The organism is Streptomyces sp. ST2-7A (genome assembly GCF_021390475.1).
Taxonomy (GTDB): domain Bacteria; phylum Actinomycetota; class Actinomycetes; order Streptomycetales; family Streptomycetaceae; genus Streptomyces.
Genome location: NZ_JAJUWS010000005.1, coordinates 57,445 through 78,965 on the forward strand (window position 1 = coordinate 57,445; position 21,521 = coordinate 78,965).

Sequence of the window (21,521 nt, forward strand, 5' to 3'; positions counted from 1 at the left end):
ACGTTGCTTCACGAGACTGATGTGGTGTTCGCTGAGGACCGCACGTGACGAGATGCGCCTTCCGGCCGCCGGGGAGATCGTGTCTGACACCGGCCGGTGCGTGACCGCGAGGGCGTTGATCTCCGCTTCCCCGACGCCCGTTCACCTCTATGACGATAGGAAGTGTCAAGAGATGACTGTAGAGGCAGTTCCCCGAGCCGGTCGGAAGGAATGGATCGGCCTGGCCATCCTCGCCCTGCCGACCCTTCTGGTGGCGCTCGACATCTTCGTCCTCCTGCTCGCCCTTCCCCACCTGAGCGCGGATCTGGGGGCCGACTCCACCCAACAGCTGTGGATCATGGACATCTACGGCTTCATGGTCGCGGGATTCCTGGTCTCCATGGGAACGCTCGGCGACCGCATCGGCCGACGCAAGCTGCTGATGATCGGGTCCGCCGCCTTCGGTGCCGCCTCGTTGCTGGCCGCCTTCTCCACGAGCCCGGGGATGCTGATCCTCGCCCGGGTACTGCTGGGGATCGCCGGAGCCTCCCTGACCCCGTCCACGTTGGCACTGATCACGACGATGTTCCGGGATGCCAAGCAGCGTGCCATGGCGATCAGTCTCTGGGCCGGCTGCTTCACGCTCGGCGCGATTATCGGCCCGCTGCTCGGTGGGGTCATGCTCGAGTTCTTCTGGTGGGGTTCGCTCTTCCTGATAGGCGTCCCGGTGATGGTGATCACGCTGATCTTCGCGCCGCGTGTGCTCCCCGAGTTCAAGGACTCCCGGGCCGGACGGCTCGACCTCGTCAGTGTGCTGTTGAGCCTGGTCACCACGCTTCCTCTCGTCTACGGGATCAAGGAGTTCGCGCGTGATGGCTGGTCCCTCGGTGCCGGCACCGCTTTCGCGCTCGGCATCGTGGCAGGCATCGTGTTCGTCCAACGGCAGCGCACCCTCGCCGACCCGCTGCTGGACGTCCGGTTGTTCACCCACGGTCGTTTCTCCGCGGCGCTGTTGGGGCTGCTCGCGTACAGCCTCATCGGTGGGACCGTCATGCTCTTCATGACGCAGTACTTCCAGGCCGCCCAGGGCATGCCACCGCTCCGGGCGGGACTGGGGCTGTTGCCGGGAATGGCGGCTGCCACCGTGGCGTTCGGGATCTGTCCCATCATCGCGCGTCATGTCCGGCCGGCCTATGTGATCGGCGCGGGCATCATCGGAGTGGTGGCGGTGCTGCTGACGTTCAGTCGGCTCGACCCCGACTCGGGGACGGGGGTCCTGATCGTCGGGTTCGCGATCTTCTCGTTCTGCGGCGCGCCGATTGTCGCACTGGGAACCGACATGGTCGTCGGGACGGTGCCACCGGAGAAGGCCGGATCGGCCGGTGCCCTGTCGCAGATGAGCAATGAGTTCGGTGCGGCTCTCGGGGTCGCGACGCTGGGCACCATGGGACTGGCCGTCTACCGCAACCGTGTCGAGGACACCCTGCCCGCCGGTCTCGGCGAGGCCGAGGCCGGCGTTGCCGTCGACTCCGTCGTCGGCGCCGCCGCGGTCGCGGATGGTCTGTCCGCGCAGGCGGGCGAGGCGTTGATGGGGCCGGCGCGTGAGGCGTTCACGGGGGGCCTCCATGTCGTCGCCCTGGTCAGCGCGGTGATGATCGCACTGGCCGGAGCCTTCTTCGTCGCCCTGATGCGTCACGTTCCCCCGCTGGGGCAATCGGCCGTGGAGAAGGACGCCTCGCCGGATGACCCCGGGGAGCGGGAGGTGGGGGACACACCGACTCCGCCGGCGGCCGACACGGGCGCGGGGGGCGACAGCGTGGCGACCCGTGGGGCCGGATAACCGGGACCACGTGGTCGGGGCGCCCTTCGGTGAGTAGCCGAGGGGCGCCCGGTCGTTTCGACGGACACACCGGTTCGGCAGCCCCCTTCGGGTACCGGCCACCGGACGGACGAAGAGGCCGGGGAGGCCACGCGTACGGTGCGTACCCTCCCCGGCCCCTTCACGGAGATGGAAAGTCGTGTCCCGGGCGATCAGGCCAACGCCCCGGCCCCGACATCGTGACCGAACAGCCCTTCCGGATCGAGTCGCCCACGGATCCCCGCCACGGCCAGGGCCGTCCGTTCGTCCAGATGACGCTGAGGGCTTCCGTATGCCTCCACCAGAGAGGGGATGGTCCGTCCCGTGTCCCACGCCCCCAGCGCCCGGCGCACCACCGAGCGATGCCCGATGAGGTCCTCGGCCGTCACCGGACCGACCGGCGGTCCGGACCCCATGTAGGCCAGGTGGCCGTCGACCGAGGCCAACGCGGCGGACACCTGCCCCGGCTCGGCGAACGCGCCACCGAGTTGCCGCAGCGTCGCGACGGCCAGCGGTGACCCCGATCCCTCGCCCACCGCATCGAGGAAACTGCGGCATCCCTCGGGGCCCGGGTCCCGCAGCACCAGATGGTCACCGATGAACGGCACCGGGAACGGCGGGTCCATGTGGGCCTCCAGTACACCCGCGGGGCCCGTCTCCTGCCAGGTGTCCATCAGGGGGGTGCCCAGGGCGTACAGGGGGCCGAGCAGATCATCGAGGTCACCGCGGGCCGCCTCGAGGTCCCGCGGCGTCGCGGCCGTCACGGCGCCGTCGAGGGTCACCACCATCCGACCGGCCAGCACGGGGGGAACACCGGGAAGGTCGGGAAGGTTCATCACACGCCAGGAGGTGGTTGCCCGGCGCGGTGCGTGTCGTGTCCACTCCAGCCAGGTCTCCAACAGCTCGAAGGCGTCGTCGATCGGCCAGTAGCTGCCGCCGGTCAGCACGCGGTGGACCGGGAGCAGATCGAGCTCCACAGCGGTCACCACACCGAATCCGCCGCCACCACCGCGCAACGCCCACAGCAGTTCGGTGTCGGCGCGCAGCAGTTCCCCGTCGGCGGTCACCAGCTCCGCCGCTCGCAGGGTGTTGGAGGCCAGCCCCACGAGACGACCGTAGAAGCTCACCCCGCCGCCCAACAGGTAACCGACGACCCCGACGCTCCCCGAGGAACCGTGTGCGGCGGTCAGTCCGTACGGAGCGGTGGCCTGGACCACCTCTCCCCAGGTCGTGCCGGCCGGGACACGTGCGACCCGCCGGGCGGCGTCAACCTCCACGGTCCCCTTCAGCCGCGGCCGCACCAACAGCCCGTCGTCGAGGGGGCGGACGGACCCGGCGGCGTGCCCGGTGCCGAGGGTGCGCACCCGTAGTCCCCGGGAACGAGCGGTCTCGAGCGCCGACCGGATTTCATCGACCGTGCGGGCGACGACGGCCGCCCGCGGTCGCACCTTCACGGCCAGGTTGAACACCGCTGTGGCGTCCGCGTAGCCGGGCTCGCCGGGTTCGGCGAGCGCTCCGTGGGGGGCGGAGGCCTCAGGCATCGTGGAACTCCTCTCCCGGCGTTCGAACACGCCGGAGGTGGTGGGAAATCGGAGGGAGGGGGAGGGGCGCGTCTCAGGACTCGCGCACCGCGGACATGAAGACGAAGGTGCCGGGACCGGCTTCGTGGCACAGCCGCAGCCCGGCGGCGGCCAGCCAACGCCGAAGGTCGGCGGGGTCGAACAGCCGCAGCCCGTTCTCGTGCTGGGGGAAGCGGTGGGCGAACTGGAAGTACCCGTACACCGGATCGGGGGAGCGACGGAAGGTCAGCAGGGTGAAGCTCCCGCCGGGGCGCAGGATCCGGCCGACCTCCGCGATGGCCGCCTCGGCATCGTCGTAGAACGCCTGGAGCGCGTTCCAGCACACCACGGCACCCACCGAGCCGTCCTCGAAGGGGAGATCGTCCGCGGCCGCGAGCAGGGCCGGCACCCCGGGCAACCGACCGCGCAACACCGAGAGCATCGGCAGCGAGCTGTCCACGGCGATCAGCCGGTCCTCGCCGATCCGATCGGCGAGGACCGCCGTCCACCGACCGGCTCCGGCCGCCAGGTCGACCACCGGGCCGTCCACCGGACGCACGTGGTCGGCGAGGTAGCGGTCCTCGTCGTCGGGAGTCACCACGGCTCCCCAGTTGGAACCCGAGACACGCAGAAAGTTCGGTCGCGCGACCGTCTCGTAGAAAAGACCCATGCTCGGTACGCGGGAGAGTCGCTCCAGGAAGTCGCCGACGCCGGCCTCCTCCAGTGATGAGGTCAGGTCCGCGATCCCCCCGGCCACCGGGCGGGTGGCCCGACACCGTCCGCAACGCAACACCGCCTCATCCGGCTCCAGCGCGGCGATACCGCAGGAGGGGCAGCGCAACAGGGAGGCGTGCGGAGCGAGGATCGCGGGCCCGGCCTCGGCCGCCCGTGCCAGTGAGCGGTCGGGAACCGTCGCCGGGGGGGCGTCCACCGGCAGGCCGTGGCAGACGGCCCAGTAGGCACGCGCGCCCACACAGCCGAACACCGTCCGGGTGTCGTTCTCCCACGCGGCGGCGATCCGTTCCCCGTCGAGCTCGCCGATCCAGCGGCGATCGAACGCCCGCTCCTCCTCGGTGAGAGACCAGACCGAGGGCGCCGGCCACACACGGCCCAGATCGGGCCGCTCCAAATCGAGTTCGGCCAGGCAGCGGTGGAGTCGCGAAAGGTCCTCGGGCGACAGTTCGAGTCCTTCGACAGCCTTCAGGACGGCGTCCCGATCCGCCGGGAAGTGCCCCAACAGGTAGCCCAGGGCCAGGCCGGTCGGAGTCGTCCCCCGCTCCGCCCGCACCAGCTCGAGGTACAGGTCCAGGTGGGAACGGACCGCGGTGACCAGCGGTCCGTCCGTCGAGGGGTACTCGGACTCGGCGAGCAGACCGAGCAGAATCGCCAGGCGACCCCGGCGCCCCGGTTCGGCACGTCGAAGCCCTTCGATCAGGAGGGGCACGGCCGCGGTGGCTCCTTCAACGGCCCCCCGGGGACTCCACACCGAGGCGGTGAGCGTTCGGAACGCGTCGGGAACCGACCGTGGAGGGCCCTCCAGGTAACGGTTCACCAGGGTGGCGACGGAAGAGGGAGGGGTGGCAATCATGGGCGCTTCCTTCCAGGACCGGGCGACGCCGACGCCGGCCGTGCGGGAGACCGCTGGAAGAACCTCGGCGGCCGGAACCGGCTCCCGGGGATGCTTCCAGCGGCCCCGACGGAGCCGCATCTTCCGAACTGCGCTGCGGACGAACGGCCCGGAACACCCAGCAAGCAGCGAGATGCCCCCTCGGGAAGAACGGCCGCACCATACGGCGTGGCGTCGTGAGCCGTGTGTCCGGCGGAGCAGCACGCCGCCGCCGTGTCGGGTACGGCGGCCCATCCCATCTTCCGATTCCCTGGAGTGACCCATGCGACCGTTCCGAATCGATGTGCCCCAGCACCAGCTGGAGGATCTGAACCGACGGCTGGAGGCGACCAGGTGGCCCGACGAACTGCCGGGAGCGGGGTGGACGCGTGGGGTTCCGTTGAACTACCTGCGCGAACTCGCCGAGTACTGGCGGACCTCGTTCGACTGGCGCGCGGCGGAGGCGCGGTTGAACAGCCATCCCCAGTTCATCACCACCATCGACGGCGCCCCCATTCACTTCCTCCACATCACCTCTCCGGAGCCGGACGCCACGCCCCTGCTGGTGACGCACGGTTGGCCGGGTTCGGTGGCGGAGTTCCTGGACGTGATCGGGCCGCTCTCCGATCCGCGGGCGCACGGTGGGGACCCGGCGGACGCCTTCCACCTCGTGATTCCGTCCCTACCGGGTTACGGCTTCTCCACCCCGCTGCCGGACGCCGGATGGGACACCGCTCGTATCGCCCGCGCCTGGGCCGAGCTGATGTCCGGTCTGGGGTACGACCGCTATCTGGTGCAGGGCGGTGACGCGGGTGCCGTCATAGCCCTGGAGCTGGGCCGCTCCGCGGCCGAACACGTCATCGGCGCGCATGTGAACATGCTGATGACCTTCCCCTCCGGGGACCCCGCGGAACTGGAGGGGCTCGACGAGGTCGAGCAGGCCCGTCTGGGGCGACTGGCCCGCTTCGACGCCGAGCTCTCGGGCTACATGAAGTTGCAGCAGACCCGTCCGCAGACCCTGGCGTACGCGCTGACCGACTCCCCGGTCGGGCAGCTCGCGTGGATCGTGGAGCGGTTCTTCGACTGGACCGGTGCCCGGGAGCGGCCCGAGGAGGTCGTCGACCGCGACCTGCTGCTGACCATCGTGTCGATGTACTGGTTGACGGCGACGGCGGGATCGTCGGCGAACTTCTACTTCGAGGGCGCGGAGGGGGTCAAGGCGGCGGCGGCCGGTGCGGTGCCCCCGCCGGTCCGCACACCCGTGGGTGTCGCGGTGTTCCCCGAGGACATCTTCGTTCCCCTGCGCCGATTGGCCGACCGCGATCTGTCCACGATCGCGCACTGGACGGAATTCGAGTCCGGGGGCCACTTCGCCGCCATGGAGCGCCCCGGGGAACTGGTCACGGATATCCGGACCTTCGCGCGGAAGCTGAATTCCGGATCCGCCGCCCGGGGCGCCTGAACATCCCTCGGGCCCACCATCGGAGACCTGCTCGACGAGGGAATTCGACAAGGGAATTCGACGAGAGAAAAGGACACACATGAGCTCTCCCACCGTGATCGACGTCTGGGTCGCCGACCTGACGTTCCCCGGCTACATGGACCGACTCCACCAACTCGGCAGGGCGTTCGAGCAAGCCCACCCCGAGTACCGCGTGAACATCGAGGGACGTGACTTCCGCGCCCTCTCCCAGCAGATCGCGGCGGCGGCCGACGAGGGTTGTGCGCCCGCCATCGCCGAGTACTACTTCTCGGTGACCCGGGCCGCCCGTGACTCCCGCACCCGCGACGGCCAACCGTTGTTCGCCTCCGTGGAGCAGGAGATAGCCGGTCGCTCGGAGATCCTGGGGGAGCCGGTGGTGATCGACGACCTGCTGCCCGCCGTACGGGAGTACTACTCCGAGCAGGGGGACCTGCGATCGATGCCGACCGTGGTGACCACCATGCTCACCTACGGCAACCGCGACCTCCTGCGCTCGGCCGGGGTGACCGGGATGCCGCGGACCTGGCAGGAACTGGAGGCGGCCTGTGTCGCGGTGCGCGGCCTGGACGGAGGCCCCTCCCACGCCGTCACCTGGGCCAACCACGGTTTGTTCTTCCAGCAGGCCCTCGCCGTCCAGGGCGGACTCCTCGCGGATCGGGACAACGGACACGCCGGCCGTGCCGGTCGCCTGAACCTGGAGTCCGAGGAGATGCTCGCCTGGGTTCGGTGGTGGCGCCGCCTCCACCGTCGGGGGCACTACCTCCACACCGGGAAGATCCCCGGTTGGGAGGAGAACATCAAGGCGTTCGCCGACCGGAGGGTGGCCCTGCGCGTCACCTCGTCCAACGACATGAACTACATGGCGATGGCGGCGGAGAACTCCGGGTTCGAGATGACGGTGGGTCGCTTCCCGGCCAGGGACGGTCGTTCCTACGGCGGCAACATCATCGCCGGCACCTCGCTGTGGCTGCGGAACGGCCTCGACGAGGTCACCCGGGAGGGGGCTCTGGCCTTCCTCCAGTTCGTGAACAATCCGCGCAACGCCGCCGACCGGCACAAGGACAACAGCTTCGTGCCGGTCACCCGCTCGGCCATCGAACTGCTGGAAAAGGAAGGGTGGTTCGAGCAGCACCCCTACCACCGATTGGCCGGGGAACAACTCGGGTCCCACCCGGACGTGGAGGGCGTGCCGCCCTGTCGCGGTGGCATGTTCGGGGACTTCGCGGGTGTGCAGGACGTGATGACCCGTGCCATGAACGACGTCCTGGCGGATGACATCGACCCGGCCATGCGTTTCGGCGAGGCCACCCGGGAGGCCCAGGCGTTGCTGGACGCCTACGAACGGGATCGCGTGGAGAACGGGGTGCGCTCCCCCCAGAGCCTTCGGGTGGAGTACTTCAAGGGTGTCGGGATGTACACCGGAGCCCAGGTGGCGGAGGCCGTCGGGGCCGGCGACTGAGCCCTCGCCGACACCGGAGGGGCGGACGGCCGATACGGCCCTCCGCCCCTCCGTGTGATCCGCGGGTGGGACTCAGGGCGCGGGCGACCCCGGTCTGCGGTAGAAATCGCACTCGATGCCCTGCCCGTCGAGTGCGATGCGCAACTCGGCCTCCGCGGCCAGGACGGCCGCCCGGACCGCCGGAACCTCGCAGTGGTCCATGATCCGAAGCAGGGTTCGGTGGGCGGTCAGCAGGTCTCGTTCCTGCTCAGGGGTGAGCAGGCCGATGGGCTCGTTCGTCATGGAGTCGGGTCGCCTTCCACTCGGTCCTGGGCAGGCTGCCGGGAACGGCGAGCTCCACCTCCGGACGTATGCCTATCTCCCGTTTGAAGCGTTCCACCAGGTGCCCGCGCAGAGTCCGGCCGCTCTCCCCGCCCGGGTCGCCCGCGTCGATCCGCAGATGGACGGTGTCCAATCCCCGGATGGTGCGGATGGACGCCTGGAACTCGTTGATGCCCGGAAGGGACCGGACCACGTCCTCGATCATCACCGGGGTGACCGAGACGCCTCGGACCTTGCACATGTCATCCACCCGTCGGAGGATGCCGCCGTCGTAGAAGTCCCAGGTCCGCCCGCAGCCGCACACACTGTGGGGGAGCTTGACGACCACGTCCTCGGTCCAGTGCCGAAACAGCTGGACGCCTTCCCGCGACAGTCCGCTGGTCACCCGGACGCCCTCCTCGCCGTAGGGGACGGGCAGTCCCGTGTCGGGGGAGAGGACCTCGTCGTAGCAGGACGGTTCGATGATGTGGCAGGCGTTGCGCCGGTGCGGGCACTCGAACATGAAGACCCCGCCGTACTCGGTGGTGCCGGCGGCGTTGAACACCCGCGCGCCGAAGGCACGCTCGATGGTGGTGGTGGTGAGGTCGGAGCGGGGCTCGGCCCCGGCCAGAATGACCCGGACGTTGGCCTCCCGGGCGAGATCCACCCCCATCTCCCGGGCCACCTCGATCAGCCGCAGCGCGTAACTGGGAGTGAGGCCCAGGACCTCGATCCGGTGTTCGAGGAGCAGGTCGATCCGGCTCGTGGAGTCCAATCCGGCGGAGGGGAAGACGGTGCACCCCATGCGCTCCAGCGCGTAGTGCATCCCCCAGAAGCCCGCGAACAGCCCGTAACCGAAGCACACCATGCCCCGTTGCCCGGATCGCACGCCGTTGGCGTAGAGGGCGGTACAGAAGGTGTCGGTGCTCCAGACCCAGTCGCGTGCGGTGTCGATGGACCGGATGGGGGGGTTCCCGCTGGTACCACTCGTCTGGTGGTGGCGTATCCCCTCGGCGGGATCGATCGACGGCCAGGTCCCGTACGGTGGGGACTGGGCCTGTGCGCCCAGCAGATCCCTCTTGTGCAGCAACGGCACGCGCGCGGTGAAATCCTCCGGCGACTCGAGCCCTTCGGGGATGCGCCCGGCCCAGAAGGGGGAGTGCCGCCGGGCGTGCTCGGCGGCCCGGCGCAGGCGTTGCCACTGCCATGCCTCCAATCGGTCGCGGGGCATGGTCTCCGCCTTGGTGTTCCAGTAGCCCATGGTGCCTCCACTGTGATGCCCGGCCGGACGGGTGCCCGACCGGGACGGGGCGGTGGCTCCCCGGCGGACCGGGGCGCCGCCGTGTAACCTCAGGCCGCCCGGGCGGCCTCGGGCCGGCCGGGCGGCCTCGTCGATCCGGCGCGGTCGACCAGCGAACGCACGAAGTTCGCGATGATCGTCATGCCGTGGTCGGTCCGGAAGCTCTCGGGGTGGAACTGCACCGATTCGATGGGAAGGGAGCGGTGTCTCAGCCCCATGACGTATCCGTCGTCGTCGGAGCGGGAGGTCACCTCCAGGAAGGGAGGCACAGTGGACTCGGGGACGATCAGGGAGTGGTACCGGGTGGCGGTGAAACCGTTCGGCAGATCGGCGAGCAGGCCCTGCCCGTCGTGGAGTATGCGGCTGGTCTTGCCGTGCATGGTGTTCCGCGCGGGGATCACACTCGCCCCGTAGGCACGGGCGAGTGCCTGATGTCCCAGACACACGCCGAACATCGGCACCCGCCCGGCGAACGCCCGGACGAGCTCCACATGACCCGACTCGTCCGGATGGCCCGGGCCGGGGCCCAGGAGGATGCCGTCGGGGAGGTCACGCGAGATCTCTTCCCGGTCCACCCGGTTGGAGCGGACCATCCGCGGCACGGCGCCCGCGGTGAGCAGGTACTGCCGCAGGATGTCCACGAAGCTGTCGAAGGCGTCCACCACGAGAACCCGGGGACGCCCGGCGGCGGAGGTGCGCAGTCGATTCACAACAACTCCTTTCCGGTGACGGCCCAGTGGACGGCACTCAGCTTGGCGAGCGTCTCACGCCATTCGTGCGCCGGATCGGAGTCGGCTACCACACCCGCCGACGCCCGCGCGCGGAAGACACCGTCGCGATGGAAGAGGGTGCGGATGCACAGCGCGAGGTTGGTGTATCCCCCGATGTCGATCAGCCCCAGCGCGCCGGCGTACATGCCCCGACGGGTCCGTTCGATGGACTCGATGACCTCCATGGCCCGGATCCTGGGGGCGCCGGTCATGGTTCCGGCCGGAAACGTCGCGGCGACGGTGTCGAAGCTGTCCTTGCCGGCCTCGGCCCGTCCGGCCACGGTGGAGACGAGGTGCAGGACGTGCGAGTACCGCTCCACGGTCAGTTGGTCGGGCACACTCAGCGTGCGCTCCTCGCAGATCCGGCCGATGTCGTTGCGGCACAGGTCCACCAGCATGGTGTGCTCGGCCACCTCCTTGGGGTCCGCACGCAGGCGCAGCGCGGCGGCCGAGGCGTCTCCCTCCCGGTGCGGCAGGGTGCCCGCGATCGGGCGCATCGTCACCAGGCCGTCCTCGATGCGGACGAACAGTTCCGGGCTGGCGCCGATCAGACGCTGCCCGGAGATGCTCGCCAGGTACATGTAGGGGGAGGCGTTCCGTTCCTGTAGCCGGAGGTACACATCCACCGGATCGGCCGTCGAACGCATCGTCAGTTGGTGCCCGATCTGGACCTGGTAGATATCCCCGACGGCGATGTGCTCCAGACAACGACGGACCTGGCGGCCGAACATCTCCTCCGTGAGGTCGTCGCTCACCTCGGCGGGGGGCACCTCGGAGGGTGTCCGGCCGGAGTGGGTGCGGTGCGCCCCCTCGATCAGCCGGGCGATCTCCTCCGTGTCCGGTGATTCCCACCCCTCCGAGTCGTGCAGCAGTAGTTCGGCTGTCCCGTTGTGCTGGTCCACCGTGACACACCCCCGGTGTACCACCAGTTGGACATCCGGCAGGTCCGGGTCCTCTTCGATGTGGTAGGGCAGTTCCTCGATGTAGCGCACGGTGTCGTAACCGAAAGCCGCGAGAAAGCCGAAACGGTAGCGACCGGCCGAACCCGCCGCGTCGAACATGGTGCGCACGGCCCGCAGCACGTTCCACAGGTCGGTCGGCGCGCGCAGCCGGGGTGGTCCCCCGTCCGGACGCACCAGCAGCGGCTCCAACCGCGCCGCCGCCCGCTCCCTGAGCACGGGTGTGCCGCCGATCCTCACCACGCCACGGGTGACCGAGAGGGAGAAAACCACTCCGAACCCGATGAATTGGTAGCGGCGGTCGCGGTCGTTGCCGTGGGAGGACTGCAGCAGGTACACCTCGTCGGTGCCGAACCGTTCCGTGAGCGCCCGGTAGAGGGGCACCATGTCGGGCGGCGTCAGGGTGCGGGTCCTGGTGGTCACCCGGATGCGGGTCGACGTGCCCGTTGACTTCGTCACGTCCCGCCCCCTATACCACTGCCGTGTGACGCCGTGCGGCCTCGCGGGCCGCACGAGTGGCCTCGTCCGTGCCGTTGCGTGTGTCCAGTACCCGGGCGGCCTTCCAACTGACGTAGGAACCGGTGTGGGTGATGGGGTCGATCTCCTCCTCCAGCACCACCTCGGTACGAGTTCCCGTGAGCGTGGCCAGTCGCGTGGCGGCTTTCTCGGCGACATCCCGGGGCGCACCCGGAACCAACCGCATCCGCGCGGTCACCACGTCCTCGCCCCGATCGGAGGTGATGACCACCTGATAGCCCAGACATCCCCGTACATCCCCGAGGATCGCTCGTTCCAGTTCGGCGGGCCACAGCAGCGAGTCACCCACCCGGACGCGGTCCGCGGACCGGCCGACGACCTCCACCACCGGCCCCGGCAGCGGTGACGAGGGGGGAGCCGGTTCCAGCCGCACGATGTCACCGGTGCGGTAACGGATCAACGGTTTGCTGCCGGGGACCAACATCGTCAGTACCAGCTCACCCGGTTCACCGTCGGCCACGGGCTCGCCACTGTCCGGATCGATCACTTCCGGCAGATAGTTGGGGGCCGACAGGTGGAGCGTGCCGGCCTCGGAACCGGTGGCGATGCACAGTGCCTCCTGGGAGCCGTAGAGGGCCGGACGCACCACTGCCCGGGGCCATACGGTGGAGACGTTCGCCGCGAACTGGGGGGTGCAGATCTCACCCAGGACGAGAAAGAGCCGGATGGGCAGGGACGACAGGTCGTAGCCGTGACTCAGCGCCGCCGCGGCCAGGCTCAGACAGAGGGCGGGCGCGCAGACGATGACCTCGATGCCGAGTTCCTCGATCAACCGGAGAGCCTTGCGGAAACCCACCCGGGGCGACTCGGGCCAGATCTTCGCGTGACACAACCCCAGGGAGGCGGCGACATCGGTGAAGACGTCCCCGAACGCGTAGAGCTCCGACGGTCCCATCAGCCCGACGACCGGGGACCTGTCCCCGAAGTGCACTCCGATCAGGTGTCGCCAGCTCTCCTCCACGGCGAGATTGGAGGTGGCGATGTCCAGGGCGCCCCGCGGACACGGCGTGGCGGGCCCGGTGGTGCCGTTGGTCTCGTAGTAGATCAGAGCCTCCGACAGCGGGCCGCTCACCACGTCGTACATCTCGCGGCGGAGGTCGTCCTTGGTGGTGAAGGGCAACGCCGCGAGCGTTCCCGGGGTCACCGCCGTCACGTCGAGACCCGCCAGCCGACGACGGTAGAAGGGGGAACGGTCGCGCACGTGGATGAGCACCTCGGTGAGCCGTTCGGCCCTCCAGCCCTCCAACTCGTCCCCGGTCAACGAACCGTCGTAGTGGGCACGGGTGATTCGCCGATGGGCGGCCGGGAAACCCTCGGATTCCCTCGTGCCGCTCATGCGGAGGCCGTTTTCGGTACGGTGGGATCGTAGGCGTTGGCCTCCAGCCCGACACGCTCGTTCACCTCGTGCGGAGCGAGCAGGGCGTCACGCCCGGTCAGGCGACGGTACTCGCTCAGCAGTTCCGCCATGTCGATCATGCGGTTGATCATGCGCGAGACGTTGGTCAGCCCCTCGGTGTCCTTCAGCGCGTCACCGCGATGGAGCGCGTGGACGGTCGCGGGGAATCCACTGCCCACCACGATCATGCGGTTGAGCATGGCGTTGACCGTCAGCTGTGCCCACACCTCGCCCGCGCTGTACCGCCGTGCCACCGCGATGATCCCCGCCACCTTGTTGCTCAGCGGCCGATCGAACCTCAGGTACCCCACGCCGGCACGTTCGATGAACGTCTGCATCAGGCTGGCCGTGCCGAACCCGTGAACCGGCGCGGCGAAGACGATCGCGTCGGCCTCCGTCATCCGCCGCACGACACCGGGAATGTCATCCTCCAGAGAGCACGGCACCGGCCGCACGTTGCAGTCACCACACGGGCCGCATCGCTCCATCCGGATGTTGCGCAGGTCCACCGTGTCGAAGTGAGCACCGCGCTGCTCGGCCGTGTCCGCCGCGTGTCGCAGGACATCGGACGTGTTGCCGGTCCGTTCCGACCCGTTGATCGCGAGGATTTTCAGCGGTTCTGTCACAGGGAAACTCCTTAGCGGAAAGGCGAGAGACCGACGGGAAGGCCGGGTGTCCGGGACGGGGGATGACACGGTCGGGGCCAGAGTCCGCCGATATCATCGTGTCGGCCCGTCGCGCCCCGCATCTCCTCGCGTGCTCAGGGGAGGCCCGGCGCGGCAGCGGGTCAATCGGCGAGGTACAGCGGCATCCGGGCCAGGCCCCGAACCACCCGGCGGTCCCGGTGGACCGGTGCGCCCGCGGTGCGCATCGAGGGGAAGCGGCGCAGCAGACGGGGAAGTGCGATCGCGGCCTCCAGCCGGGCCAGCGGGGCACCGAGACAGAAGTGACCACCGGCCCCGAAGCTGAGCGATTGGTTCCCTGGCCGATCGGGGACGAACCGGTGCGGGTCGATGAAGCGTTCCGGGTCACGGTTGGCGGCCGCGAGCACCAGGGTCAGCCGGGTTCCGCGCGGCAGAGCGGTGCCGTCGAGCTCGGTGTCCGCCGATGCCAGCCGGCTGGTGAGATGCACCGGCGGCTCCATCCGCAACGCCTCCTCGACGAATCCCGGAGCGAAATCCGGATCGGTCCGCAGCCGCCGGGCATGATCCGGGTGGGCGAGCGCCAGGAGAACGCCATGGGCGATGAGGAAGCTCGTGGTCTCGAAGCCCGCGGTGAGCAGAACCATGAGGTTGCCCATGAGTTCGGCTTCGCTCAACCGCTGGGGAGTGGCGTCGCGCACCCGGGTCAGATGGGTCACGAGATCCCCTCCGGGCTGTTCGCGACGCTCCCCGGTCACCTTCCCGAAGTAGGCGGTGAGTGCGTCCATCGCGGAGTCCGCGCGGGCCATGGCGGTCTCGTCCGGCATCCCGTCGGTGGAGACCGCCACGGCGGCGGCGGTCTCCCGGAACCACCTCTCGTCCCTCTCCGGGAATCCCAGCATCGTGCTGATCACCGCCATCGGCAGCCGGGCGGCGAACTCCTCCACCAGATCCACCGGCTCGCCGCGGGCAGCCGGGCCGGCCAGCCGGTCCAGCAGTCGGTCGGCCATCCCCTCGATGACCGACCGCAGTTCGCCGACCCGGGGTGGTGTGAAGGCGAAGCCGACCAGGGCCCGCAGCCGACCGTGGTCCGGCGGGTTGCTGAACAACATGGAATCGGTGAACCCGCGCAACGAGGAGTGTCGTCTCCATCCCGGCCGCGTCTCGTCGTAGGCGGTACTGTCCGGCACCAGCAGGGTGTTGTCGCGCAGTGCCAGGGAGCAGGTCCGGTAACCGGTCACGACCAGTCGGCCCGGACCGCTCCGGGCGGGATCGCCGTGGCCGCGCAGAACCTCGTAGAGCGGATACGGATCCCGACGCCCCTCGGGGGTGGCCAGGGCGGTCAACGCTTCTCGTACGGACATGGTGGGCTGGGTCATCCGGAGCCTCCCGGGACGGGCCTGGATACGGGAATCGCGGTGGATCAATCCGTCGTCAACTCGAAGATCGCGGACTCCCGGGCGAGGCGGACGGCATCGACCCTCAAGCCGGCCCGTTCGGCCAGCGCGGAGAATTCCTTCGCGTCGCGTTCACGCGCCCCGTAGACGCACAGCATGCGCAGGTCCATGCCGGTGTGACGGATGTCGTCGGCTCCGCTCACGGACTCGATCACCAGGATCGATCCGGTGCGCCCGGCGGCCTCGGCACAACGCCGGAGAATGGCGACCGCCGCGTCGTCGTTCCAGTCGTGGAGCACCAGGGAGAGGAGGTAGACATCCGCGCCTCCCGGCAGCGGGTCGAAAAAACTACCGGCCACCGTGTCGGCGCGGTCTCCGAGGCCGGTTTGGTGGAGCCCGCGCCGGGCCTCGGCCACGGCCTCCTCCTGGTCCACGACCGTGCCCCTCAGATGCGGATGGGAGGTGAGCAGCGCACACAGCAGCGATCCGTCTCCACCACCGACATCGACCACGTGCCGGGCCCGCGACCAGTCGAAGGCGGCCAGCACCTCGGACGCGCGGCGGGCCACGTCGTGGCCGAGGAGGCGGTGGAAGACCTCGGCCCGTTCGGGATCCGCGGCCAGATCCTCCCAGAAGGGTCGTCCGTAGCGGACGGGGAACGCCGCTTCGCCGGTCCGAACCGAGTGCAGCAACTCCACGAAGGACAACTCACCCCTGCCCCCGGTCCCGATGTCGAACCAGGACCGGATCCCGGCGGGGTGGTCGTCCCGCAGGGCTTCGCCGAGCGGGGTCAGCGCGTAGCCGGTCGCGGTGTCCCCGGTGAGGACACCGCGCACCGCCAGGTGCCGCAACAGTCGGTCGAGCGCGTTGTGATCCGCCCCCACGATCCGGGCCAGGCGGGCCACATCCGTGACACCCGCCGAAATGTGGTCCGCGATCCGCAGGGTCGCCGCCACCCGGATCGCCATGGGCGTACCGAGATTCGCCATGCGCCAGAGCCTGGCGGCGGACCCGTCGTCGTCTCCCCACACGGCTGCTCTCCTTGTCCGGGACGTGATGGCCACCGGTCATCATGGTGCAGCGGGGGGCCGCGCGCTTCTTCCCGAGTGCCCGATTTCCCCCGGGGAGAGCGGGAAGCGCCCCGTCACCCGGACGAGCCGGGTGACGGGGCGCTCACGGGCGGGTGGAGGGCGTCAGACGACCACCTGTTCCCTGGAGGTGTCGGTCCGGGGGGTGTCCTCCTCCCGGTCCGTGCCCTCATCGGAGTCCCGGGCCAGGGCGCCCGGCCACCAGAACCGCTTGGCCCCGAGATCGAGTGCCAGCGCGGGCACGAGCACCGTGCGGACGAGGAAGGTGTCGATGAGGATACCGATTCCGACGATGACGCCCATCTGTGCCATCGAGACCAGCGGCAGCACCGCGAAGACCGCGAAGGTGCCCGCGAGCACCAGACCGGCCGAGGTGATCACCCCACCGGTGCCGGCCAGGCCCGCCACGACACCACGACGGTGCCCCAGGCGAAGGGTCTCCTCCCGGACGCGATGCATGAGGAAGATGTTGTAGTCGATACCGAGCGCCACCAGGAACACGAAGCCGAGCAGCGGCATCGACCAGTCGATGCCCGCGTGGTCGTAGACGTGGGTGAACAACAGGTTGGCGGCACCGAACGCGGCGAAGTAGGAGATCACCACGGTCGCCAGCAGCAGAAGCGGCGCGACCAGCGCACGGAGCAGAACGATGAGCACCAGCAGGACCACGATCAGCACCGCCGGCACCACCACCATGAGATCCCGCGCGAAGGCGGTCTCCTTGTCGAGGGCCTGGGCGGTGTTCCCGCCCACGAGGGCGTCGGTCGTGTCGCGGAGTTCCCGGATGGTGTCCATGGCCTCCTTGCTGTCGGGCGCGTCGGACAGCACGACCGTCAGCTGTGTCGACTCGCCGTCCGGCGTGACCGCGGCCGTCTCCACCGACGCGACACCGGGCAGCGCCTCGGCCTGTCGCGCGACCTGTTCGGCATCGGCGGTGTCGGTGATCAGGATCGTGGGATCGGAGGTCCCGGACGGATAGTGCTCCGACAGGCGTTCCTGGGCGTGCACCGACTCCGGGGGGGTCTGGAACCAACCGGTCTGCGGCAGCCCCATGGAGGCACCGAACATGTTCATGGCCAGGACGGCGACGGCGGCGAGCGACAGCACCCAGGCCCGACGCGGCCGGGCCGCGACGGCGTTGCCGATCCGCTCCCAGCGTCCCACCGACGCGGTCGGGGTGTCGGTGAAACGGGGGATGCGAGGCCAGAACACCCAACGTCCGGCCACGACCAGAAGGGCGGGCAGCACGGTGACCATCGCGAGGAAGCCGAAGGCGATACCGACGACGCCGACCAGCCCCATGGAACGCGAGGAGTTCATGTCGGCCATCGCCAAACAGAGCAGACCGGCCGCGACGGTGGCCGCGGAGGCGACCACGGCGGGGAGGGTGCGCCGCAGAGCGGAACGCATCGCGACGTGGCGATCCTCCTCGGCGCGCAATTCCTCGCGGTAGCGGGAGATCAGCAGCAGCGCGTAGTCGGTGCCCACGCCGAAGACGAGGACCATCAGCACGCCCGAGCTCTGCGGGTCCACCTGGAGTCCCGCGTACTCGGCGAGAAGGTAGGCCCCCGCCTGGGTCAACACGGCGGCGAAGGCGACGGCGATCACGGGGAAGAGCCACAGGACCGGGCTGCGGTAGGTGAAGAGCAACAGGAGAACGACGACGAGCGCGGTGATCGACATCAGGGTGATGTCGAGGGACTCGAAGACGTTGTAGGCATCCGCCGTGGCGCCGCCCGCCCCGCCGACCAGTGCCTCCACACCCGAGGGGTTGCCCGCGGAGACCACGTCGCGGATCTCTTCCACGCGTTCGGCGAGCAGTGCCTGGTCGGTGCCCGAGAGGGGCACCACCACCACCAGGGCCAACCCGTCGTCGGACGGTATCGTCTCGGAGACGGAGTGCCCCTCCTCGGCGAGGGCGGCCAGGGCCCCGCGGTCGGTCTCGACCTTGGCGCGAGCTTCTTCCCCGAGCGGATCCTCGCCGACGTAGACGACCACCGCGGACATCAGATCGTCGGCGCGGAAGCGTTCGAGCTGTGTGTTCACCTCCGCCGATTCCGCCCCCCGTGGGAGGAAGGCGTTGGCGCTGGTGTCGGACACCTCCCCGAGCTTGCCGGCGAGCGGGCCCAGTGCCATCGCGGCGATCAGCCAGGCGACGAGCACCAGCCACTTTCCGCGTCTGCTGCCCGGCACCGCGGTACAGCGGCTGAGCCATGTGCGCATGTTCTCTCCTCGTTGCTCCCGTGCGCGACCGCAGGGCACCGTGCCGGGACGGTTGGGTGTCTCATGACCGTGGCGGACACCGACAGGGACCCTTCCCGGTCCGGTGTCCGCCACGGCGGGGTCACTTGGTGAAGAATTCCGTCAGTTCGGGGGCGAGCTTCGCCGTATCGACCTCGATGCCCTGCCCCTCGAGGGTGCGGAGTCGGCCGTTCGGCAGGGCCTCGGCGGTGGCGCGGGCACCACTGTGCAGCCACGGCGGGGTCTGGTCACCGTGCGCCACCAGAACCGTCGTGGTGATGGTGCCCAGTTCGTCGGTGGGCAGTGAGAAGTCACCCATCAGCTCGATGTCGTACGACAGGGTGTGCGCGAGGCTCTCCAGCCCACCCCAGAACGGGGCCATCCGCATACCCGCCACCGCCTCGGCGGGAGCTCCCATGGCCCGGGTCATGAAGAGCTCGACCGCGTCACCACGCCGCTCGGTCGCGGTGAGGTCGGCGAGCGTCTTGCCGAATCCGGCCGGGGGACGCGGACCGGTCTCGTCCACCACGAACGGGGGGTCGTAGACGACGACCCGGGAGAAGGGCACCCCGGCGGCGGCGGCCTTCAGGGCAAGCGCCCCACCGGCCGAGAGGCCGAACACGTTCACGCCGTCACCGGCCTCGGAGACCAGGGCGGCGAGGTCCTCGATCTCCTTCCCGGCCGAGTAGCTGTCCGCGTCACCGCTGTCACCGCGACCGCGACGGTCGTAGTTGTACACCGTGAAGTGCGCGCTCAGGGCCTCGGCCAGCTGGGTCATGGTGGGGTGAAGACGCTGACTGAACGAGCCCCCCACGAGAATGACGGGTTCCCCGCTTCCGCTGCGGTCATAGGCGATGGGAGTGCCGTCGGCGGACTGAACGGTATTCATGGGTCTCCTGAGAGCTGACCTGATTCACGGGCGCCGGCCGCCCGGCCCCAAATCGTCCCCGTCCTCGCGCGTGCGCGCATCTCCCAAATTGCTCCGTTCAACCGCCGCGGCCGTCGACCGTCCGGTTCGGCGGACGTGAACGCCGATGACCAGCCGAGGAGTTGACCTCGACGATGGTGATCGACTTGGCGAAGTCGCCTCCTGTCGCCGGACGGTTGGAGCGGATCCCGGACGTTCACTATTCTCACGGAGGTCACACCGACTGCTCCGAACAGGGGAGGTAACTGAGGCCATGGCCACAGGCGTTACCGCAGCTCCCGACAAGTCGGCATTCACGTACACCGACTCGCTGTTCTCCTACCTCCCCCGGGCGGATCAGCGTCGCTGGGCCGGGGCCTACCTCCTGGGACTGCTGACCGTCGACGGCAAGAAGACGGTCCGCAACCTGGCGGCCGCGGTCACCGATTCGCCCACGGCCTCACAGTCGCTCCACCAGTTCATCAACTCCAGCCCCTGGGACTGGGCGCCGGCGCGAAAGACGCTGGCGGCCCGGGCGGAGCGGGCCATGGCGCCACTGGCGTGGACGATCGATGTGGCATTGTTGCGCAAGCGCGGCCCGCATTCATGCGGGGTGCACCGACGCTTCATCTCCTCCACCGGACGGTCGGCCGTCTGTCAACTCGGCGTGGGGGTTTTCCTGACCAACGCCTCCATCGCGGTCCCCGTGAACTGGGAACTGCTGTTGCCCGGCCGTTGGGAGAGCGATCCGGAGCTGCGCCACCGGACGCGGGTGCCCGAGGACGTCCACGCCCCCACGGTCGAGCAGGCGGTATTGAGGGCCATCGATATCGTCGGCGGGGGCCGGACGGGAGGAACCCTTCCGATCGTCGCCGACCTCAGCACGTGCAACGAGGCCGAGCGAGTGGTCCAGCACCTCTCCCGGCGGGGCCTCCACTACATGGTTGCCGTTCCCGATTCCTTCCGTGTGGTGCTCGGTCGACGACCGGGCCGGGTCGCCTCGACCGGCCACGGCCTCGCGGTCTCCGCGCGTAGCCTCTTCCAGTTCGGTGCCGGGGATCTCTTCACGGTGGAGCCCTTCCCCCCCACGGCCGCGGGGAACACCTCCGACACCTTCATGGTCGGTCGGGTCGGTGTTCCCGGACTGTCGGCCGAACGAGCCCCCGAATCCCATCTCCTGTTCGCGGTCCGGGGCCGGGACACCCTCCAGCCGAAGAAGATATGGCTGACCTCCCTGGCCCCGTCCTCCCCCGAGGAGCGCTCGGTCCTCCTCGGGACCCCATGGCACGCCCAGACCGCGATGCGGCGGATGCTGGTCGATTTCGGCATGTCCGACTTCGAGGGCCGCTCCTATCCCGGCTGGCATCACCACATGACGATGGTCTCGGCCGCCTACGCCTACGATGTTCTGGGAGCGGGGGGCGGGCTCGCGCGGCACGACCGCCGGTTGACCGGGGGCCGGTCGCTACCATGACCACATGTTGAAGCACACCTACGAGGGGCAGGAGTGCAACCTGGCGCGCACCCTGGAGGTGGTCGGGGAGCGGTGGACGCTCCTGATCGTGCGTTCCGCGTTGCTCGGGACCCGGCGCTTCGAGGGGTTCCTGGACGGGCTCGACATCGCCCGCAACGTGCTCAACAAACGACTGCAGCGGCTGATGGAGTACGGGGTACTGGAACGTGTCCCCTACCAGGACCGGCCGTTGCGCCACGAATACGTGCTCACCCCCGCCGGGCACGACCTGGCACACGCGGTCGTCGCCTTGACGCAGTGGGGTGAGCGCAATCTTCCCCATCCGGCACGCGGACCGTTGGGCGCGGTCCACCGGGGGTGCGGCGGGCCGATCCACGCGGAGCTTCGCTGCGCCGAATGCGCGCGCGCCATCGGTGGTGACGAAGTACTGGTCCCCGAGGATCGCTGACTCCCGGTATCGCCCCCCGTCGCCCGAACACCCGCACATCACTCGAACACCATCTTCCCGGGACCACGGGGAGTCCGCCTGAACGTTCCGCCTGCGCACGACCGAAGATGCCGCTCCAT

17 protein-coding genes are annotated in these 21,521 nt (G+C 69.5%); 5 read left to right on the forward strand and 12 right to left on the reverse strand.

What is annotated here, in order from left to right:
• Positions 1-172: 172 nt before the first annotated feature.
• On the forward strand, positions 173-1,819 hold the full coding sequence (locus LZF96_RS04625; RefSeq protein ID WP_233865855.1) for an MFS transporter: 1,647 nt from the start codon (positions 173-175) through the stop codon (positions 1,817-1,819).
• A gap of 191 nt (positions 1,820-2,010) precedes the next feature.
• Here LZF96_RS04625 and LZF96_RS04630 read toward each other — a convergent pair whose 3' ends face one another.
• Together LZF96_RS04630 and LZF96_RS04635 are read right to left on the reverse strand one after the other, a co-directional pair.
• Entirely contained in the window at positions 2,011-3,378 is a 1,368-nt protein-coding gene (locus LZF96_RS04630; protein WP_233865857.1) for an FAD-dependent oxidoreductase, read from the reverse strand.
• A 73-nt stretch (positions 3,379-3,451) separates the two neighbouring features.
• A complete protein-coding gene (locus LZF96_RS04635; protein WP_233865865.1) occupies positions 3,452-4,984 on the reverse strand; it encodes a class I SAM-dependent methyltransferase in 1,533 nt (510 codons plus the stop codon).
• 301 nt (positions 4,985-5,285) lie between these two features.
• On the opposite strand from LZF96_RS04635, the gene LZF96_RS04640 reads away from it, so the two are divergent.
• On the forward strand, positions 5,286-6,464 hold the full coding sequence (locus tag LZF96_RS04640) for an epoxide hydrolase family protein (RefSeq protein WP_233865867.1): 1,179 nt from the start codon (positions 5,286-5,288) through the stop codon (positions 6,462-6,464).
• Between the two features lie 79 nt (positions 6,465-6,543).
• Positions 6,544-7,944 carry an extracellular solute-binding protein gene (locus LZF96_RS04645; RefSeq protein ID WP_233865869.1) on the forward strand — a complete coding sequence of 467 codons (1,401 nt, stop codon included), beginning with the start codon at positions 6,544-6,546 and terminating at the stop codon, positions 7,942-7,944.
• 72 nt (positions 7,945-8,016) lie between these two features.
• Here the strand turns inward: LZF96_RS04645 and LZF96_RS04650 are convergent, their stop codons facing one another.
• The 10 genes from LZF96_RS04650 to LZF96_RS04695 form a co-directional block, all read right to left on the reverse strand.
• Positions 8,017-8,226: a DUF6052 family protein gene (locus LZF96_RS04650; protein WP_233865871.1), complete on the reverse strand. Its 210-nt coding sequence runs from the start codon at positions 8,224-8,226 to the stop codon at positions 8,017-8,019.
• A complete protein-coding gene (locus LZF96_RS04655; protein WP_233865873.1) occupies positions 8,192-9,505 on the reverse strand; it encodes a phenylacetate--CoA ligase family protein in 1,314 nt (437 codons plus the stop codon). Before LZF96_RS04655 ends, LZF96_RS04650 begins: the two co-directional genes overlap by 35 nt.
• An 89-nt stretch (positions 9,506-9,594) precedes the next feature.
• Positions 9,595-10,254, reverse strand: coding sequence for an aminodeoxychorismate/anthranilate synthase component II (locus LZF96_RS04660; protein WP_233865875.1), 660 nt, complete (start codon positions 10,252-10,254; stop codon positions 9,595-9,597).
• Positions 10,251-11,732 (reverse strand): anthranilate synthase component I family protein, encoded by a 1,482-nt coding sequence (locus LZF96_RS04665; RefSeq protein ID WP_233865876.1) that lies wholly within the window; start codon positions 11,730-11,732, stop codon positions 10,251-10,253. The genes LZF96_RS04660 and LZF96_RS04665 overlap by 4 nt, the downstream gene beginning before the upstream one ends.
• A gap of 10 nt (positions 11,733-11,742) precedes the next feature.
• The gene (locus LZF96_RS04670) at positions 11,743-13,146 is read right to left on the reverse strand and encodes a phenylacetate--CoA ligase family protein (protein ID WP_233865877.1); all 1,404 of its coding nucleotides are present in this window, start codon (positions 13,144-13,146) and stop codon (positions 11,743-11,745) included.
• Positions 13,143-13,832 (reverse strand): flavodoxin family protein, encoded by a 690-nt coding sequence (locus LZF96_RS04675; protein WP_233865878.1) that lies wholly within the window; start codon positions 13,830-13,832, stop codon positions 13,143-13,145. Before LZF96_RS04675 ends, LZF96_RS04670 begins: the two co-directional genes overlap by 4 nt.
• 161 nt (positions 13,833-13,993) lie before the next feature.
• On the reverse strand, positions 13,994-15,226 hold the full coding sequence (locus LZF96_RS04680) for a cytochrome P450 (protein WP_233865879.1): 1,233 nt from the start codon (positions 15,224-15,226) through the stop codon (positions 13,994-13,996).
• Positions 15,227-15,270: 44 nt separating this feature from the next.
• Positions 15,271-16,233, reverse strand: a complete 963-nt coding sequence (locus LZF96_RS04685; RefSeq protein WP_233865880.1) for a methyltransferase — start codon at positions 16,231-16,233, stop codon at positions 15,271-15,273.
• Between the two features lie 204 nt (positions 16,234-16,437).
• Positions 16,438-18,555, reverse strand: coding sequence for an MMPL family transporter (locus LZF96_RS04690; RefSeq protein WP_233865881.1), 2,118 nt, complete (start codon positions 18,553-18,555; stop codon positions 16,438-16,440).
• A 121-nt stretch (positions 18,556-18,676) separates the two neighbouring features.
• Positions 18,677-19,462 carry an alpha/beta fold hydrolase gene (locus tag LZF96_RS04695; protein ID WP_233865882.1) on the reverse strand — a complete coding sequence of 262 codons (786 nt, stop codon included), beginning with the start codon at positions 19,460-19,462 and terminating at the stop codon, positions 18,677-18,679.
• A 292-nt stretch (positions 19,463-19,754) separates the two neighbouring features.
• Between LZF96_RS04695 and LZF96_RS04700 the strand changes: the two genes are divergently transcribed.
• Both LZF96_RS04700 and LZF96_RS04705 read left to right on the forward strand, forming a co-directional pair.
• Positions 19,755-20,954 (forward strand): transposase, encoded by a 1,200-nt coding sequence (locus LZF96_RS04700; RefSeq protein ID WP_233865884.1) that lies wholly within the window; start codon positions 19,755-19,757, stop codon positions 20,952-20,954.
• 4 nt (positions 20,955-20,958) lie between these two features.
• Positions 20,959-21,402, forward strand: a complete 444-nt coding sequence (locus tag LZF96_RS04705) for a helix-turn-helix domain-containing protein (RefSeq protein WP_233865886.1) — start codon at positions 20,959-20,961, stop codon at positions 21,400-21,402.
• Positions 21,403-21,521: the final 119 nt, after the last annotated feature.

Excerpts from the sequence above, each read along its gene's own strand:
- LZF96_RS04630 (WP_233865857.1), bottom strand. The coding sequence starts at position 3,378 with ATGCCTGAGGCCTCCGCCCCCCACGGAGCGCTCGCCGAACCCGGCGAG.
- LZF96_RS04625 (WP_233865855.1), top strand. The coding sequence starts at position 173 with ATGACTGTAGAGGCAGTTCCCCGAGCCGGTCGGAAGGAATGGATCGGC.
- LZF96_RS04650 (WP_233865871.1), bottom strand. The coding sequence starts at position 8,226 with ATGACGAACGAGCCCATCGGCCTGCTCACCCCTGAGCAGGAACGAGAC.
- LZF96_RS04685 (WP_233865880.1), bottom strand. The coding sequence starts at position 16,233 with ATGGCGAATCTCGGTACGCCCATGGCGATCCGGGTGGCGGCGACCCTG.
- LZF96_RS04670 (WP_233865877.1), bottom strand. The coding sequence starts at position 13,146 with ATGAGCGGCACGAGGGAATCCGAGGGTTTCCCGGCCGCCCATCGGCGA.
- LZF96_RS04680 (WP_233865879.1), bottom strand. The coding sequence starts at position 15,226 with ATGACCCAGCCCACCATGTCCGTACGAGAAGCGTTGACCGCCCTGGCC.
- LZF96_RS04655 (WP_233865873.1), bottom strand. The coding sequence starts at position 9,505 with ATGGGCTACTGGAACACCAAGGCGGAGACCATGCCCCGCGACCGATTG.
- LZF96_RS04695 (WP_233865882.1), bottom strand. The coding sequence starts at position 19,462 with ATGAATACCGTTCAGTCCGCCGACGGCACTCCCATCGCCTATGACCGC.
- LZF96_RS04700 (WP_233865884.1), top strand. The coding sequence starts at position 19,755 with ATGGCCACAGGCGTTACCGCAGCTCCCGACAAGTCGGCATTCACGTAC.
- LZF96_RS04640 (WP_233865867.1), top strand. The coding sequence starts at position 5,286 with ATGCGACCGTTCCGAATCGATGTGCCCCAGCACCAGCTGGAGGATCTG.
- LZF96_RS04690 (WP_233865881.1), bottom strand. The coding sequence starts at position 18,555 with ATGCGCACATGGCTCAGCCGCTGTACCGCGGTGCCGGGCAGCAGACGC.
- LZF96_RS04705 (WP_233865886.1), top strand. The coding sequence starts at position 20,959 with ATGTTGAAGCACACCTACGAGGGGCAGGAGTGCAACCTGGCGCGCACC.
- LZF96_RS04645 (WP_233865869.1), top strand. The coding sequence starts at position 6,544 with ATGAGCTCTCCCACCGTGATCGACGTCTGGGTCGCCGACCTGACGTTC.
- LZF96_RS04635 (WP_233865865.1), bottom strand. The coding sequence starts at position 4,984 with ATGATTGCCACCCCTCCCTCTTCCGTCGCCACCCTGGTGAACCGTTAC.